The organism is Allosphingosinicella sp., assembly GCF_036387215.1.
In the GTDB taxonomy this organism is placed as follows: Bacteria; Pseudomonadota; Alphaproteobacteria; order Sphingomonadales; family Sphingomonadaceae; genus Allosphingosinicella.
This window is the reverse complement of the sequence record NZ_DASVUE010000002.1, coordinates 1-15,151: the sequence shown is the minus strand read 5'-3', so window position 1 is coordinate 15,151 and position 15,151 is coordinate 1. Positions and strand designations below refer to the sequence as shown.

Annotated in this window: 13 protein-coding genes; 3 read left to right on the top strand and 10 right to left on the bottom strand. The window is 65.8% G+C overall.

Going from position 1 to position 15,151, the window contains the following annotated elements; translation table 11 throughout:
- Positions 1-38 precede the first annotated feature (38 nt).
- Together VF662_RS00095 and VF662_RS00090 are read right to left on the bottom strand one after the other, a co-directional pair.
- A complete protein-coding gene (locus VF662_RS00095) occupies positions 39-857 on the bottom strand; it encodes a metallophosphoesterase family protein (protein ID WP_464136233.1) in 819 nt (272 codons plus the stop codon).
- A 119-nt stretch (positions 858-976) separates the two neighbouring features.
- Complete coding sequence (locus tag VF662_RS00090) at positions 977-1,738, bottom strand: class I SAM-dependent methyltransferase (protein WP_464136230.1); 762 nt, start codon at positions 1,736-1,738, stop codon at positions 977-979.
- Positions 1,739-1,917: 179 nt separating this feature from the next.
- Between VF662_RS00090 and VF662_RS00085 the strand changes: the two genes are divergently transcribed.
- Positions 1,918-2,205 carry a PqqD family protein gene (locus VF662_RS00085; protein WP_464136227.1) on the top strand — a complete coding sequence of 96 codons (288 nt, stop codon included), beginning with the start codon at positions 1,918-1,920 and terminating at the stop codon, positions 2,203-2,205.
- Positions 2,206-2,212: 7 nt separating this feature from the next.
- Here the strand turns inward: VF662_RS00085 and VF662_RS00080 are convergent, their stop codons facing one another.
- The 5 genes from VF662_RS00080 to VF662_RS00060 are packed head-to-tail and all read right to left on the bottom strand — an operon-like array spanning position 2,213 to position 6,398.
- On the bottom strand, positions 2,213-3,160 hold the full coding sequence (locus tag VF662_RS00080) for a hypothetical protein (protein WP_464136222.1): 948 nt from the start codon (positions 3,158-3,160) through the stop codon (positions 2,213-2,215).
- Between the two features lie 7 nt (positions 3,161-3,167).
- Positions 3,168-4,985 (bottom strand): ABC transporter ATP-binding protein, encoded by a 1,818-nt coding sequence (locus VF662_RS00075; protein ID WP_464136219.1) that lies wholly within the window; start codon positions 4,983-4,985, stop codon positions 3,168-3,170.
- 6 nt (positions 4,986-4,991) lie between these two features.
- A complete protein-coding gene (locus tag VF662_RS00070) occupies positions 4,992-5,441 on the bottom strand; it encodes a lasso peptide biosynthesis B2 protein (RefSeq protein WP_464136215.1) in 450 nt (149 codons plus the stop codon).
- A 45-nt stretch (positions 5,442-5,486) separates the two neighbouring features.
- Positions 5,487-5,834, bottom strand: coding sequence for a curli-like amyloid fiber formation chaperone CsgH (csgH, locus tag VF662_RS00065; protein ID WP_464136213.1), 348 nt, complete (start codon positions 5,832-5,834; stop codon positions 5,487-5,489).
- A 27-nt stretch (positions 5,835-5,861) separates the two neighbouring features.
- The gene (locus tag VF662_RS00060; RefSeq protein ID WP_464136211.1) at positions 5,862-6,398 is read right to left on the bottom strand and encodes a hypothetical protein; all 537 of its coding nucleotides are present in this window, start codon (positions 6,396-6,398) and stop codon (positions 5,862-5,864) included.
- A gap of 164 nt (positions 6,399-6,562) precedes the next feature.
- Between VF662_RS00060 and VF662_RS00055 the strand changes: the two genes are divergently transcribed.
- The gene (locus tag VF662_RS00055; RefSeq protein ID WP_464136209.1) at positions 6,563-7,342 is read left to right on the top strand and encodes a hypothetical protein; all 780 of its coding nucleotides are present in this window, start codon (positions 6,563-6,565) and stop codon (positions 7,340-7,342) included.
- Positions 7,343-7,377: 35 nt separating this feature from the next.
- On the opposite strand, the gene VF662_RS00050 is transcribed toward VF662_RS00055, so the two are convergent.
- Together VF662_RS00050 and VF662_RS00045 are read right to left on the bottom strand one after the other, a co-directional pair.
- Positions 7,378-9,327 (bottom strand): beta strand repeat-containing protein, encoded by a 1,950-nt coding sequence (locus VF662_RS00050; RefSeq protein ID WP_464136206.1) that lies wholly within the window; start codon positions 9,325-9,327, stop codon positions 7,378-7,380.
- Positions 9,328-9,569: 242 nt separating this feature from the next.
- Positions 9,570-12,116 (bottom strand): beta strand repeat-containing protein, encoded by a 2,547-nt coding sequence (locus tag VF662_RS00045; protein ID WP_464136204.1) that lies wholly within the window; start codon positions 12,114-12,116, stop codon positions 9,570-9,572.
- 348 nt (positions 12,117-12,464) lie between these two features.
- Here VF662_RS00045 and VF662_RS00040 point away from each other — a divergent pair, with 348 nt between their 5' ends.
- Positions 12,465-13,406: a glycosyltransferase family 2 protein gene (locus VF662_RS00040; RefSeq protein WP_464136203.1), complete on the top strand. Its 942-nt coding sequence runs from the start codon at positions 12,465-12,467 to the stop codon at positions 13,404-13,406.
- Positions 13,407-13,412: 6 nt separating this feature from the next.
- Here VF662_RS00040 and VF662_RS00035 read toward each other — a convergent pair.
- Positions 13,413-15,151 (bottom strand): glycosyltransferase (locus VF662_RS00035; protein WP_464136200.1); only part of this gene is annotated, 1,739 nt, incomplete at its 5' end.

Genomic DNA, 15,151 nt, shown 5'->3' with positions numbered 1-15,151 from the left:
TTTCCAGCAATATCACACGCTTAAAGGGCTAAAGCCGCTCAGCCGACCGACCTCAGGGGCTCGCCGCTGCGCTGCCCGGCCCTATCGGGCGCTTCGCTGGTGAGATAGCGCCGCTCCGCTCCTTCCACGACAAGGCAGGTGAGGATGCCGCTATGATAGGCGCCGGTGTCGATGGCGATGCGGTTCGGGCGCTCCTCGACACGTTCAACAATCGTGTGGCCGTGAACGACGACGAAGCCATGATCCTTTGCATCGCTGAGGAAGGGGTCGCGGATCCATCGCAGGTCCGAACGGTCCTGCTCCTCGATCGCGATGCCCGGCCGGATGCCGGCGTGGACGAACAGATAATCGCCGAACCGGAAGGTGTCGGCGCAATTTTCGAGGAATTCGCGGTGCGCACGGGGCACCTTGGCCTTGACGAGCTGGAGCGCCGAAGGCTCGTCGAGCCGGCGCAGCGCCGCCACGTCCATTCCGTAGCTCTCCGCGCATTCCGCTCCCCCGAACTTCAGCCAGCTCGGGAAGATCCCCCGCTCCCCCGCCAGGATCTTGAGAAGCACTTCCTCATGGTTGCCGCTGAGGAAGACGACGGTGGCGAAGCTCGGCTTGTAGGTGCGCAGCCGCTCGATCACTCCAGCCGAATCCGGGCCGCGATCGATGAAATCGCCGAGAAAGATGATGAACGTCCTGGCGCGCGGACGGGCGGCGATGTCCTCCTCGATCCGCTGCAGCAGCAGGTTGAGGAGGTCCAGCCGGCCATGGATGTCGCCGATCGCATAGGCGCGGCAGCCCTCCTTGCCGCGGGCGCCGTCCTTGCCCCCCGCCACCAGCGCCCGCGATAGCTTCCTCAATAAACTCATCGTCAATCCCATAGCGGGCGGGCGTACGGAGCCCGCAGCATCCATCTCGCCAATAGCGGCCGAATTAGGCAGGAAAGTGATGGCTGCCGGCGGCCGCCGCAACCCCCTCGCCTCGGGGATCAGCCCTCGCGGACCGCGATCACCCGATATTGCGCGTTCTTGAAGAAGAAACGCTTCAGCCGGTCGCCGGCATGCCTGGTCCGGCTCCGGTCATACTGATCCTTCACCTCCGCGATGTTGTCGCTCTCGCTGACGATCCGGAAGGGGAGCCCGTCGAATAGCCGGCGCGCGGCATCGAGCGTGAAGTGCACCGTGTGATCGGCAAAGGGCGTGATCTCGAACGGGATGCCGAGCGCGCGCCAGGCGGCATGGGTGGTCGCAGCCACATGGTAGAAGGGATGGTGGACGTTCACCTCGAAATAAAGCAGGCCGCCCGGGGCAAGCACCCTCGCCAGCTCCTCGACGATCTGCCGCGGCCCCTCCGCATGATCGACGACATTGTCGCACAGCACCACGTCGAAGGACGCATCCTTGAACGGTAGATGCTCGCCCGGCGCGGCGATCGTGCGCGCGCGCGACTGCCAGGCGGGGAACAGCTCCGCATAATGATCGGCCAGCGGATCCACTCCGACGCCGTTCTCGGTCCCGAAGTAGAAGATGAGCCCGTGCGCGCCGCACCCCACCTCGAGGACCCGCGCGTCGGGCGCGATCGGCTTGACCGCTTCGAGCTTCCCGCGAACGGCATTCGAGTGCGCCATCATGGATGCGATGAGCTGCTGCTCGTGCCCCTTCACCTGCGCCGACTTGCGCCGCTGATAGTCGAGCTGCCGCTGGAGCGCCCGCTCCGCCCGCCGTGTCCGGCCACTCGTCTGCAAACCCATCTTCCTCTCCGGGGCCCTTCGCCAAGCTCGCGGCCAAAGCAGCATATGCGCGCCCGATCAAGGATTCCGGCGGCAAAGGCGCTTCCCCAGCCGCTGATTGCGCTTCCCTTTTTCGGCCTCGGCCCCTAGGCGGTGGCGCCGGTCACACGGCACCTCACAGCAGGATCAGGTAAAGGCGCATGGCGAGCGAGTTCAGCCGGGAAACGGTGTTCAGGAAGGTCGGAGAGCTTCTGGAATCGGACGTGGACGAGGAGATTGTCGCGCTCGATGTGGACAAGGGCCAATGCTACGGCCTCAACGCCGTCGGCTCGCGGGTCTGGCGGCTGCTGGACAGCCCCAAATCCCTCGGCGAGATCTGCTCGGCACTGGAAGAGGAATATGAGGTCGAGCCGGACGTCTGCCGGGCCGAGGTGACCCGCCTCCTGTCGGATCTCCGCTCGGATGGTCTCGTCGAAGTCCAGGCTTGAGCCCGGCTTACGCCGCCAGGAGCGAGGCGACATGCTCCTGGATCGCCTCGAACTGGCGATCCAGATGGTCCTTCCCCCAGACCCTCTGAACGGCGAACACGGGAACCGCTCGGGCAAGAGCGACGCAGCTTGCGAGATGCTCGCGGCTGGTGCCCATCATCGGCACGTAGGCGCCGCGATAGGTGTTGGCGACCAGGGCGTCGATCGCCTCGATCCCGCTTAGGCGCTGGATGAAATCTCCCGCCGGGGCCTCCTCCTCGCTCTTCCTCAGCAAGTAGATCGCGCCGAGGGCGATCGCGCCCGTTGCTCCTCCGTCGCGGGTCGGCACATTATACTTGTCGGCGTCGTCGAACGAGAGCTCGTGCGCTTCGGCGGAGCGCCCGCTCGCCTCCAAGGCATCCCTCCACATGCGCAGCCGCGGAATGCCCGGCTGCGCGACCGGCGCTCCGTCTTCTCCAAAGGTGACGACGCAGACGTCGTCGGCAAGCACGTTGAACCCGCGGTCGTGAAACCAGGCGGCCATCGTCGACTTGCCGGCCCCCGAATGGCCCATGAAAGCCACTGCACGACCGCCGATCTCGATCGAATTGGCGTGGAGCGGAAGCAGGTGCCGCTGGTGGAGGATCGCGCCGAAGGCGGATCCGAGCAGGAACAGCCGCAGATGCCGCTCGGAGCCTTCGGGATCGGGATCCACGATGATCTCACGGCCGTCCCGGATCAGATATCGGCCCGCTTTGGGGATGTTGAGGATCGCCCCCTCGGCGGTCACTGCAATGCTGTTGACCCGCTCTCCTTCGATCGGCGGCAGCGAGCCGATGCGGATGACGACATCCCCGGCCCCCGCTTCCGCCGCCGCAAGCTCCCCGAGGGCGATCTCGGAGCGGACACGAAGCCCGAACACGCTGTATAGGTTTGCCGAGTGCGCGGCATCGGCCTTCGCGGAATGCTCGCTCACCGCCACCTCAACGTCCTCCGACCAGGTGGCCGTCGCGCAGCTCGATCAGATGATCGCAAAGTCCCAGCGAAGCATCGCGATGGGCGACCATCACGATGGTCGGCCGCCCCGGCATCGCGCAAAGCCGCTCCAGCAGGCCGCGCTCGGCTGTCACGTCGATCGCGTTCGTCGCCTCGTCCAGCACGAGCAGCTTCGGCTCGCGCAGCAGCGCTCGGGCAAGCGCCAGGCGCTGGCGCTCCCCGCCGGAGACGAGCGCGCCGCGCTCCCCGACGATCGTGTTGAGCCCTTCGGGCAGCTGGCGCACGAACATGTCGGCGCCGGCGATGTGCAGGGCGGACCAAAGCTGCTCCTCCGTCGCCTCCGGCTGCGCCCAGAGCAAGTTTGCCCGGATGCTGTCGTGGAAGAGGAACGGATCCTGCGAGACATAGCTGAGCGAGGCACGCCATGCCGCAACCGCGGCACCTTCCAGTGGCCGGCCGCCGATGCTGACAATTCCCTTCCGCGGCGGATAAAGGCCCACTAGCAGGTCGCAGAAAGTCGTCTTGCCCGCACCCGAGGGCCCAACCAGACCGATGAAGGCGCCCTCCTCCAGAGTGAGATCCAGATCCCGAACGCCGGGAACGGCGCCTGCACCATCGCCTTCGTGCCAGAAGCTCACGCCGCTGAAGACGATCGGCCCCGACGGCGGCTCCATATCCTGCGCCGGCGGCCGCCCGTCCGCCTGCGCCGCCGCCAGCTCGGCCTGCAGTTCCTTCACCTTGGCATAGGCGGGCAGGGTATGGAAAACCTGCTGCACGCCCATCTGGATCTGCCCGAGCGGGGTCACCATACGGCTCAGCACGAACAGGAAAGCCAGCAAGGTGGCGGGCGCGGCTGCAAAGAAGCCGACACCGCCGAGGATCACCAGGCTCGCGACGACCGCTCCGGCCGAAGTGATCAGGAGCTGGGCCTCGGTCCGCTGCCTGACGAAGGCGACCCGCCGCTCGGCCGCTTCCCGCAAGGTCGTCTGGAAGCTGCTCAGGAAGCCGAGCTGGAGGTCCTGGCTGAGCGCCAGCTTGAGCCCGCCGAGGAACTGGTTCGTGCCGCTCACCAGCGACAGGTTAGCGTTGGTGAGCGACTGGCCCAGCCGCTTCGCGCGGTTGAGGAGCGGCCGCATCGCGAGTGCTCCAACCACCAGCAGGCCGAGGATGAACAGCGCCAGCTTCCATGAAAGCAGGAACATGAGCAGCATCTGACCTGCGAGCAGGGTCAACGCCACGGTCGCGTGAAGGAGAAGGGCGGTGCCGTCCCCGCAGGCGTCGATGTCGCCGCCGAGCACGTGCATGATCCTGCCATGCCTGAGCCGCGTCGTGACTTCCCAGCGGCTGCCGGTGAGCAATTGAATGATCCGCAGCCGCTGCGCCTCGACGAAACCCACCTGCAGCCTCGCCATCAGGACGTCGCGGGCGCGAATGACGAGACCGCGCAGGATCACGATCAAGCCGAACAGCCCGAGCACCAGGCCGAGCTTCGCAAGCTGCGAGCCGGCGCCGGCAAGATCGAGCAGCCGCTGGGTGAACTGGTCCACCCATCGGCTGCCGGAGCCCTCGCCAAGCACGACTCCGAGCAGCGGAACGAGCAGCAGGAGCCCGGCACCTTCCACAAACGCGCCCAGCGCCAGGAACAGGCCCGCCTGGAGCGCCTGGGGACGGGAATAGCTGAAGAAGTCGCTGAGGTAGGCCGCCAGCACCCGGCTGCGCTCTCCAACGGGCTCAGCAGCGGCCGCCGCGTCGCTTCGGGGCGCGAGCGGCTGCCCCGCCATGGGAAGGTCACTTAGCTCGCCCATCCGCGATCAGCGAAGGCCAAGAGCGGGGAATGTCGCAAGGCAGGTATAGCCGGTCGCCTCTTCGCCTCCGATCACGGCTTCGCCTTGATACGTGACCCAGACATGGGCGCTGAGGCCGCGCTCCGGCTTCTGCGCGACGCCGTAATGAAGCGTCGAGGCGATGCCGCGGCGCAGAAGCATCCTGTGCACGGCCAGCCCCTTCTGGAAGCAGACGATCCGCCACGGAAGCCGCCGGGCGCACGCCTCGACCGCCCAGCGGATCCGCCCGATCTCCGCGAAATCCGCGCTTGAACGGCCGCCATGAGCAGGAGCAGGGCCGGCAAGGCGGGATGCGAGCACCCGGAACGGCAGCAGCCGGATTGCAAGCGAGGCGATCAGAAGGCCACGCGCCGCTTCCAGCAGCAAAGCGCGATCCTTCCACCCAATCTCGTTCAGGCGCCGAAAATCGGAAGCCACTTCATTCCTCGCTAATGCCGAGCGCCCACCGCCGTAGACTGGATGCTATTCGGACGTTCGTACCTGCTCGTAAGCACTTCCGGACTTCGGCTCCACCCTCAGCGTTGCGCGCCAAGCGGCTGCCGGTGCGAGACCGACGGTAACCGTCGAGAGCGTGACGTGCTCACCCCCGCCCAGGGTAACCGAGCCGCGGTGCCGCGACACATTGCCCCCGGCTTCGACGTCCAGCGAGAAGACCCCCTCGTAGGGCGCATCGGATTTGCCGAGGACCTGGACGCGCACACCGCCTGCCGAGGGCTCCGCCACCAGGTACACAGGAGCTTGCGCGCGATCGGCGCCCTCACCGGAAATCAGCGATGCCATTGCAGTCATTGCTCCGAGCAGCTTGAACATCAGGACCAATCGTCCGCGGAAAGTGCGCTAGCGTGGCGAACTCGGCGGCGGCGTGGCGCCCCGATCGCGGGCGACGATGCCCGCAACGCCAGTGCTCTGGACATCGCCGTTGGAAAGATCCCGCGCCACGCTGTTCGCATCGGTAGAGCCACCGACGGAAGGCGCAGTCGAAGCGGTCGTGACAGTTCCCGGCTGGCCGAACATCTCCAGCAGCGAACCCTCGGCCGTTGCGATCGGAGCCGCCTGGCTCGCCACCTGGAGCGCGGCGATGCAATCGACACCCTCCGGCGCCGCCTGATCGCCCGCCTGAGCGCGCCGGCATGCCTCGAGAACCTCGGGCGCAACCGCCGGAGCGACATTGCGCAGCGAGCCCTCCTGAGCCGAAGCGGAGGACGACCGGCCGCGGACCGGAGCGACGTTCACCCGATCGGCGCGCTGCTGACTCGAGGTGCCGGCCGGCGTCAGCTGCTCGACCGAGACTGCACGCGACGCCTGGCCATGCGCGGCGCTTGCTGCACAAAGGGCAGCGGCGGCAGCAAGGGCAAAGGCGGATCGACTGGTCACGACAGCTGCAACTTAGTGCTAACCGCCTGAAAAGTCCACGGCAGCGGCGGAAAAGCCCTGCGCGTCCAGTCGAGGCGAGCGGCGCGGTCATCACGGGGGAGCACGGCCAACTTGACGGTAGTCACCGCTTTTCCGGGCGGCTAAGCCGACGCCAAAGCGAACCAGTGAAAGGCAAGATCGACACGATGGCGGCCATCAGCAGACTTCTGATCGCACTCCCGACGACTTCACAGTCGATGAAGAGCTCGACCGCGCTCACGATCGCTAATCTCGTCAAGCTGCTGCAGTCGCACGGCATCGATGCCTATCTGCACAATATCGATTCGGCCGAGATCGTGACCGCCCGGGACATGTTCGCGAACATGGTCGTCTATTCGGACGATCTTGACGGGCTGATCTTCATCGATTCGGACATGGCGTTCGATCCCGAGATCATGATGAAGATGCTGCGCACCGGGAAGGACGTGGTGGCCGCGGCCTGCACCCGCCGCACCCTCAACCTCAGCACCCTGCTTTCCGCGGCACAGCAGCATGGTAACGTCCCCCGCGCGATTGCGCAGGCGTCCGATTTCACGGTGAAGCTCTCGTGGAATGATAACGACAAGGCTCCGGTCGAGGTCACCGACGGCTTCTGCCGGGCGGCCGCGGTGGGCATGGCCTGCGCCTACATCTCGAAAGGCGCGCTGATGGCCATGGTAAAGGCCAAGGCGGTCGAGCCGCGCCTCGATCTCAGCGCCGGGCCGGGCCAGACCTGCTGGTCCTTCTTCGCGCCGGTCGCGCCGGACGGGGTCCGGCTCGGCGAGGATTATTCCTTCTGCTACCGATGGACGAAGACGATGAGGCGCGAGCTCTTCGTCTGCGTCGACGAGGCCATCATCCATTGCGGCGATTACAATTACACCGCGAGGTTCATCGACCTGTTCGAGCAGACGCCGGCGGCCTGATCGCGCGGAGCGCCCGGGGGGCGCTCCGGGACGCGTCAGGGACGGGTGACGACGTTGTTGGCCGAGTTGTTGTTGCCGGTCTGGGTGACGACCACATACTGGCCCGGCGAGACCTGCGTCACATTGTAGCTGTTGCCGCTGCCGGTCTGGCGGATGATCGCGGTTGCGTTGGTCGCCGCCGCCTGCTGGACGATCGAGGCCGAGTTGTTCGCGCCCGACTGCTCGATGCGGGCAAGCTGGCCGCGGCCATATTGCTCGATCGATGCGCTGTTGCCGCTGTTGGTCTGCAGGATCCGGAGCTCGGCGGAGCGGGCGCCGCCGCCGAAGTAGAATTCGTCAGCCGCGCCGCCGCCGTTCTGGGCCGAGGAATTGCCGCTGGCCGGGTCGCCGGCCGCCGAAGCCCCGACACCCGGACCCTGATAAGCGCGTGCGAAATTGCCCGTTCCGGTCTGGGAGACGAACACGATGTTGCGGAGGTTCGCCGTGCCGGTGCCGTTCTGGTCGACGTTCGCGGTGAGCGAGACGCCGTCCTGATGAACGGTGGCATCGTTGAAGGCGCCCGCCTGCGTCACGTTCGCAGTGACGTTGATCGTGCCGGCGCCGGTGGGTCCGGCGACGAAGCCCGGAGTGGCGGTGGTTGAAGGCAGGCTGGTGCGGCCGAGGCCCTGGGCGATGTCGGCGGTATTGTTGCCGCTTCCGACCTTCTGCCACGCGGTCGCCTGAGCGCCGACAGCATCCTGTCCGATCGTGACGCGGTTGTTCGTGCCGTATTGCGCAACCGTTGCGGAGTTGAACGCGCGAGTGCTGCCCTGGTCGCCGGCATCGCGCTGCTGCACCGAGACGCTGCTCGCGGATCCGAACGCCTGCGTGATATCCGCGAAATTGTCGCCCGCCTGCTGGACCGTGGCGCTATCCCCGGCGGCGTTCTGGTAAACCCCGGCAAGGGCCCGCGCCGAGGTCGTGCCGGCGCTGAGGCCGTCGCTCTGCGTCACGCTCGCCTGGTCGCGGGTGCCGTACTGGAAGATGCCGGCCGAATTGAAATTGCCCGTCTGAGTGATCGTAGCGCTGTTGCCGACCGCCGCGGCGGTCGAGCGGCCCACCGTCAATTGCGCGGCAAGATCGTTGCCGGTCTGCGAGATCACGTTCCGGTTGCCGTCGGCCGAAGCGGTGCCGCCGCCTTGCGTGCGCACCTGGGCAATGTTGCGGAAGCCGTCCTGGGTCAGCTGGCTCTGGTTGCCGGCGCCGCGCTGGGCGACGCTCGCTGCGTTGCTCGAGACGGGATTGGTCCCGGGCGCGCTGCTGTTGCGCTGAACGATCGTGCTCGAATTGGGCGCCGCGGTGCTGCCTTCATACTGGAACAGCTCGGCGTAATTGCCGCGGCTTTCCTGCGTGATCTGGCTGATCTGCTGGAGCGTGCTCGATGTGCCGGAGCTGCGCTGGAAGACGTTTGCAGTGTTGTCCGAAGCGGCGAGGCCGGCGACACTTGCCGCGCGCTGGTTCACTACAGAGGACAGTCCGGCGCCGCTCTGGTCGATGGAAGCGACATTGTTGTTGGCCGAGCGGTTCTCGCCGTTGGGCACCGTGGAATCGACGGCATAACCCTGCCGGACGGTGCTCGTATTGTAGAAGCCGACCTGTATCGCGGTGCCGGTGTTGTTGTTCCCGACCTGGGTGATGAAGCTGCCGTTGAAGTCGCCGTTCTGGCGCGAGTCCGCGCTGTTCGAATTTCCGGTCTGCCGGTGTCCGACCTGGTTGGACGTTCCGATTTGCTGCATGAACGAGCGGTTGAAGGTGCCCCGCTGGACCACGAGGGCGTTATTGGTCGTCCCGTTCTGGATGATCGTCGCCGAGTTGTTGCTGTTCCCCTCGATATTGTTGTCGATGGTGGCGTTGTTGCCGGTCCCGGTCTGATTGTACTGGGACGTGTTGGTGTTCGACTGCGCATGCGCGCTTCCGGCTGCGAGCGCGGCGAGGGAAATACCCAACAACAAAGCCTTAGGGGACATGATCGATCCTATCGAGAGTTGCCGCGAGCTTCTAACGCCTCGATCGGCGTTTCACCAGCGCATTGAATTTCGCCCCGCGGCTAGGCGGCCGGGGCTGAATAGCGGATTAACTCGGCTGCTCGTGCGGGTCGGCCGCTCCACGCCCCGGGGCAAGGCTGAGCGCAAACAAAAGCCCCGGCCGATCGCTCGGCCGGGGCTGTAATGTTCGGCTGTAGTGCCGATCAGAAGGTCGGGAAGCCGGCCGGGGCTGCGGTGCCCTGGAAGCTGCCGCTTCCGGTGGCGCCGCTCTGGGTCACCGCCGTGTTGTTGCTGCCCGTCTGGTTGACGTTGATGAACTCACCCGGCTGCGTCTGGACGACGAAGAACGAGTTGCCCGTGCCCGACTGGGTGATCCGGGCCGTCGCGTTCGTCGCACCCGTGTCCTGAAGGATACCGGCCGTGTTGTTCGTGCCGTTCTGCTCGATCCGTGCAACCTGGCCCTTGCCGCGCTGCTCGGCATAGGCACGCTGGCCGGTGCCGCCCTGGAGGATGTTGATCTCCGGAGAGCGGGCGCCGCCCGTGAACGCACCCGGCGAGGCCGCAGCATTGCCCGTGCCGCTTGCAACCGAACCGGCTGCCGACTGGCCGACATTCGCAGTCTGACGTGCAGTCGCCTGGTTGTTCGTGCCCTGCTGGATCACCTGAATGATGTTGCCGACGTTCGACTGGTTGGCCTGCGTGCCGCCCTGCGCATTGCCCGCATTGGCAGCGATCGGAGCTCCGGTGCCCGTACCAAGCTGCGACACCGTCGCCACCAGGCTGGTGCCGTCCTGGCGGACGCGCATGCCGTTGTTGCTGCCGCCCTGCGTGATGCTCGCAGTCAGGTTCTGGGTGTTCGCACCCGTGCTCGGCGATGCACTGATCGTGCTCGGCGAGTCCGCGTTGAAGAACTGGGTGCTGCCGGTGCCCTGCTGCATGTCGACATTGTTGGTCGAGCCGCCGTTCTGGAAGATCGTGGCCGAACCCGCACGCGTGTTCTGCTGCGCAAAGATCGTGTTGCTGGTGCCGTATTGCACGATCGTCGCGGTGTTCGACTGGCGGTTGAAGCTGCTGTTCGGGTTGCCCTGAGGATCGAACCCGCCGCCCGCCACCGACGTATCGCCGGCGTCGGTCTGGTCAAGGTTGATCGTGCCGCTCGCATCCAGGCCGAGACGCCCCTGCGTCACATCCGCGAAGTTGTCCCCCGTCTGGTTGACGGTCACGCTCATCAGACGCCCCGCCTGGAACACCTGCGCCCGGGCACGTGCGACCGCGCCGTTCGAATAGGTAGTTCCGGAACCGCCGCCGCCGGCGTTGGTGTCGCTCTGGTTGATGGTGAGGTTGCCGAACTGGCCCTGCTGGTAGGACACCGCGTAGAGACCGCGCGAACCCGGGAAGAAGCCGGTCTCGCTGGAGCTGTTGAACGCCGTCACGCCGCCCGTCGGAGCCGCGAAGTTCGCGGTCGCGGTCTGGCTGATCGAGCTGACGTTGCCGATGCCCTGTCCGGTCTGCCCGCGGCCCGCCTGCGTCACCACCACGGCGACGCTGCCCCGGCCGATTTGGCTGACGGCGCTCGAGTTGCCGGTGGAGCGGCCGCCCTGCACACTGGAATTGCTCCCCGCGACGCCGGAGGCAAGCGTCACTTCAGCGAAGTTGTTGCGGCCGTCCTGCGCGATGGTGCTGCTGAGCTGATCGCCGCGGCCGAGGAACGCACGCGCAACGTTGTTCGACAGGACCGTCGAAGACTGCGTGCTGTTCCGCTGGGTGATCTGGCTGACGTTCCGCGTGTTGGCGTCGGTGGTTCCGAACCCGCCGGCATTATTGCCGCCGGTCATCACGACCACGGCCGTATTGCCGCTGCTCTGCTGCGTGACGTTCGACACGTTGGACGCACCGCCGAAACCGGTGCCGGTGCTGTTCTCGCTGTCCTGGCGAACGTTCGCGACGTTGTTCGTCACCGAGGTGTTGCCGCCGGTGCCGGGCGCCTGCTGCGTAACCGTCGAGGAGCCGAACGAGCCGCTCTGCATGATGGTGACGCTGTTGCTGTTGGCCGATGTGGGCGTGAAGACCGGCACCATGCAGTTGGTGCCGGGGCCGCATGGAAAAATTATGGTGCCGGTTTGCACGTCCCCGCCCTGAGCGACGGTGCTTCGTTGCGTGATGCCGCTCTGGGTCACGGAAACGCTGTTGCTGTTCCCGGTCTGATTGACGGTGCTGCTGCTGCGCCCCTGGCTCGAAGTCTGGCTCGTATTCTGGACGATGCGGACAATGTTGCCGCTACCTTCGAGGCTGGCGCCGCTCGTGGAGTTGGGATTCTGCTGCCCGCCGTTCTGGGCGACGCTCGAATCGTTCCCGTCGCCGTTCTGGCTGACCGTGGCGCTGTTGAGGAAGCCCTGCTGACTAAGCGTCGAGCTGTTGTTGCTTGCGCGCTGCGTGGACGTGCCCTGCAGAAGCTGGCCGAAATTGTCGTTGCCGTTCTGGGTGATCGAGGCGCTGTCATTGTCGCCGATCTGGGTGATGATGCCCGTGTTGCGGGTCGAGGACGGGATGGCGTTGCCCTGCGTTACAGTCGCGCTGTCGTTGTTGCCGACCTGGATGATGCGGCAGATGTTCCCGCTGGTGCCGCTGTTGTTGCACGTGCCGACGCTGCCGCTGCCCGAGGTGGTGACCTGGTTGTTGTTCTGAGCGCTTGCAGTGCCCGCCGCCAGAGCGAGCGTCGAGATGCCGATGAGAAGGTGACGAGAGGCCATGTTCATTCCTTAAAGCTTGGTAGGGCGCTTACAGGAAGCTCCGCACGGTCGATGAGAGATCCGGTCGCTTCCGATGCAGCACAAGGAATTGCGCATCACCGGAACGTCCGAACCAGGCGAAGCGGAGCAAAAGCCTCTTCGACCGGTGGCTCGCCCTAGCCGAATTTTGCGTCTGCGCCAAGCAATTAGCGCGCACGCCTCACAAGGAGCAGCGGGCACATGCTTGACGCAAAGCCCTTGCTCCTGCTTCTGACCGGAGATGGCTGGTGAAGGAGCAGACCGATCCCGTTAGACTCCGATGCGGCGGGGGCTTCCGCCGGTGGCCCGGCGCCGCTGGTAAGCTGCCTCATGGTGAGCCGCGGCGAGGCGTTCCCCGCCCGCATCGCGATCGATTGCTACCGCGCGCAGACCTATCCGAACCGCGAGCTGATAATCGTCTGCGACAGGCCGGACAGCGAGCTTTCGCGGCTCGTATCGAGCCTCGGCGACCGGTCCATCAAATATATCGAAACGCCCCGGATGGTGCTCGGCGAGTTGAGGAACGCCAGCGTGGCCGCGGCCTCGGGTTCGCTCCTCTGCCAGTGGGACGACGACGACCTCTACCACCCTCGCCGGATCGCCTATCAGGTGGAAGCGCTGGCGAGCACCGAAGCCGTGGCGCATTTCCTGGACCGCTGGCTGCTGTGGTGGCCGAAGCGTCGGCTGATGGGCGTATCGAAAGCGCGTGGGTGGGAAGGATCGATGTTGATCCGCCGCGACGCCATCCCCCGCTATCCCTCCATGACCAAGATGGAGGATGCGGTGCTGATCGAGGCGTTGGTGAGAGACCAACTGATTTCCATGTCCGACTGTCCCGAGCTCTATTGCTACGTCAATTACGGCGGAAACACGTGGGGGGACTCTCACTTCCGCGAGCTGTTTCAGGAAGCGAGCCTGATATATGAGGACTATGACGAGGCGCTAGCCCGTGTTTCGGCCGATTTGCCGGTGAAGGAATATGAAATCCAGTCGGAGCGCGCCATCCCGTCCGGCATCGAATCCCTGAGCAGTACGGCACGCGAACCCTTCATTGTCCAAGACCGGGTATTCGGCGACGAGTCCGTTTCGTTCGACGGCGTCAGGTATATCAACTGCACGTTCAACAGATCGACGCTCGTTTATTTTGGCGGGACCGTCGAATATGTGGGCTGTGCGTTCGAAGACGTGAAAATCCGCTTCGAGGGCGCTTCGAAGAACATTTTCAACACCATCCAGCTACTGCGCCAGCACGGGATAGTCGGCCCGATCTGAACCGTGTCAGCCGGTCGCTGTCTGGCGCCGATAGGACGAGCGATGCTTCGCCGGAGGTCTGCCGTCCTCCCGCGCGAGCAGTTGGCCGATCGGCAGCCGCTTGGCCAGTTCCCGTGCCACAGCACCATAGCGGGTGCCGCTGTAGCTGTTCCTCGCAAAGGGCGACAGCTTCCGGTCTTCCCAGGAGCCGATGCGGGCGAAAAGGCGCGGAAGATCGATCTCCGCCACCGAGAGGTCGTTGACGATCTCCTCCAGCGAGGCCGAGTTGAGACACAGCCGGGCCAGAGTGCCGGCGAACACTGCGCGGCGGCAGAAGAAGCTTGTCTGCCACGGCTCGAAGGCGCCGATGCTCAGGCGTCTGCGATCGAGTTCGAGACGGATCGATGTCCCGATCACCGAAGCGTCCGCGCCGACGGCGAGCGCCGCAAGCTGATACTCCAGCCGGACGGGATCGTGCAGGGCATCGGCATCCCAGATGCAGAGATAATCGCCCCTCGCCTGCCGGAGGGCCAGGTCCGTCCAGGCCGGATCTGTCCAGGCCGGTGCCCCCCTCGCCTGCCGCGGAAGGCGCAAGACTTTGACTCCCTCCTGCCTGGCGGCCTCATCGATCCAGGCCGGCGCCGAGCCGGTGGCGTCGATCAGCACCAGCTCCTTGTCGGGGTAGGTCTGGGCGAGGAAGCCGGAAAGGGACGTCTCGGCGAGGGCATCCTCGTCGGTGACCACCATCAGGCAGGAGACTCTCGGCCTGCCGGGCCCCTGCGGCGACGGCGAGGCGGGACCGACGACGTTGATCCCACAGCTTGTCTGGATGCCGCTGGCAAGCTCGCTGCCGTCCCGCCACCAGGAGCCGTCCCAATAGTGGATCGCATAAGCGTCGCGCGTCGCCGCCTCCCAATATTCAAGGTCGAACACCTGGCCTGAATCGCATCTTTCCCGGTCCACCGGGTAAAGCTCGCTGGGGGGCAGCACGCTCAGCGAAGAGGGCGAGGCGAAGCTTTCATAGGCGCGGGTGAGGACGAAGGGTCCGGTGGAATCGAGCACGTCCTCATGGTCGCGCGCCTCCTGCAGCCGACCCAGAAGGTGATCCCAGAACAAATGGCCGGGGATCGAGGCGATGAAGGTCGGGCACAGGATCCGGGAGAGGCCGCTGGCCGCCGCCTTGGCGAGTGCGAGATGCTCCTGCGGCTCGCATCCGATCACGAACTCCCGGCTCTCCAGGAGGCCGTCCAGCGGGCGCAGGCATTCGCAATCGAGATCGGCATAGACGCCGCCAAAGGAGTTCAGGACGAGGTAGCGGCCGAGGTCGACGCGGCAGATGTGCGAAGCGTAGGAGAGGAACAGCTCGAGCAGCTCGGGATATCGGTCGCGAACGAGCGCCTCGAGGTCGTTGTCGGACCACAGGCGGTACTCATAGCCCGGGTTCAAAGCCCGCCAGCTTTCCTGCCACTCGAGGTAGCGCGCGGGAACGTCCGCATCCTTCCACGTCTGGTGAATGATCTTCGGGATCGGGAACGCGGCTCCCTGTCGGGCCCGGAGTCCCTCACCCGTGCCTTCCTCGGCCCCGGTGCCGGCAGGGACAGCCTCCTCCGCCGCATCGGGGCCGGGATCGACGTAGATCCTCCGCTGCTCCCACAATTCGGCATAGGCGTTCCCGTTGTTCATGCCGAAGTCGGTGAGGCCCGGAGACGCCATGCGCTTCCGCTTGATGGCCATGAGGCTGTCCCCGAGGGTGAGGCAGTGAACGC

Bases quoted from the DNA above. Each gene is read 5' to 3' on its own strand.
- VF662_RS00040 (WP_464136203.1), top strand. From the start codon at position 12,465: ATGGTGAGCCGCGGCGAGGCGTTCCCCGCCCGCATCGCGATCGATTGC.
- VF662_RS00085 (WP_464136227.1), top strand. From the start codon at position 1,918: ATGGCGAGCGAGTTCAGCCGGGAAACGGTGTTCAGGAAGGTCGGAGAG.
- VF662_RS00075 (WP_464136219.1), bottom strand. From the start codon at position 4,985: ATGGGCGAGCTAAGTGACCTTCCCATGGCGGGGCAGCCGCTCGCGCCC.
- VF662_RS00090 (WP_464136230.1), bottom strand. From the start codon at position 1,738: ATGGGTTTGCAGACGAGTGGCCGGACACGGCGGGCGGAGCGGGCGCTC.
- VF662_RS00045 (WP_464136204.1), bottom strand. From the start codon at position 12,116: ATGGCCTCTCGTCACCTTCTCATCGGCATCTCGACGCTCGCTCTGGCG.
- VF662_RS00095 (WP_464136233.1), bottom strand. From the start codon at position 857: ATGAGTTTATTGAGGAAGCTATCGCGGGCGCTGGTGGCGGGGGGCAAG.
- csgH (WP_464136213.1), bottom strand. From the start codon at position 5,834: ATGTTCAAGCTGCTCGGAGCAATGACTGCAATGGCATCGCTGATTTCC.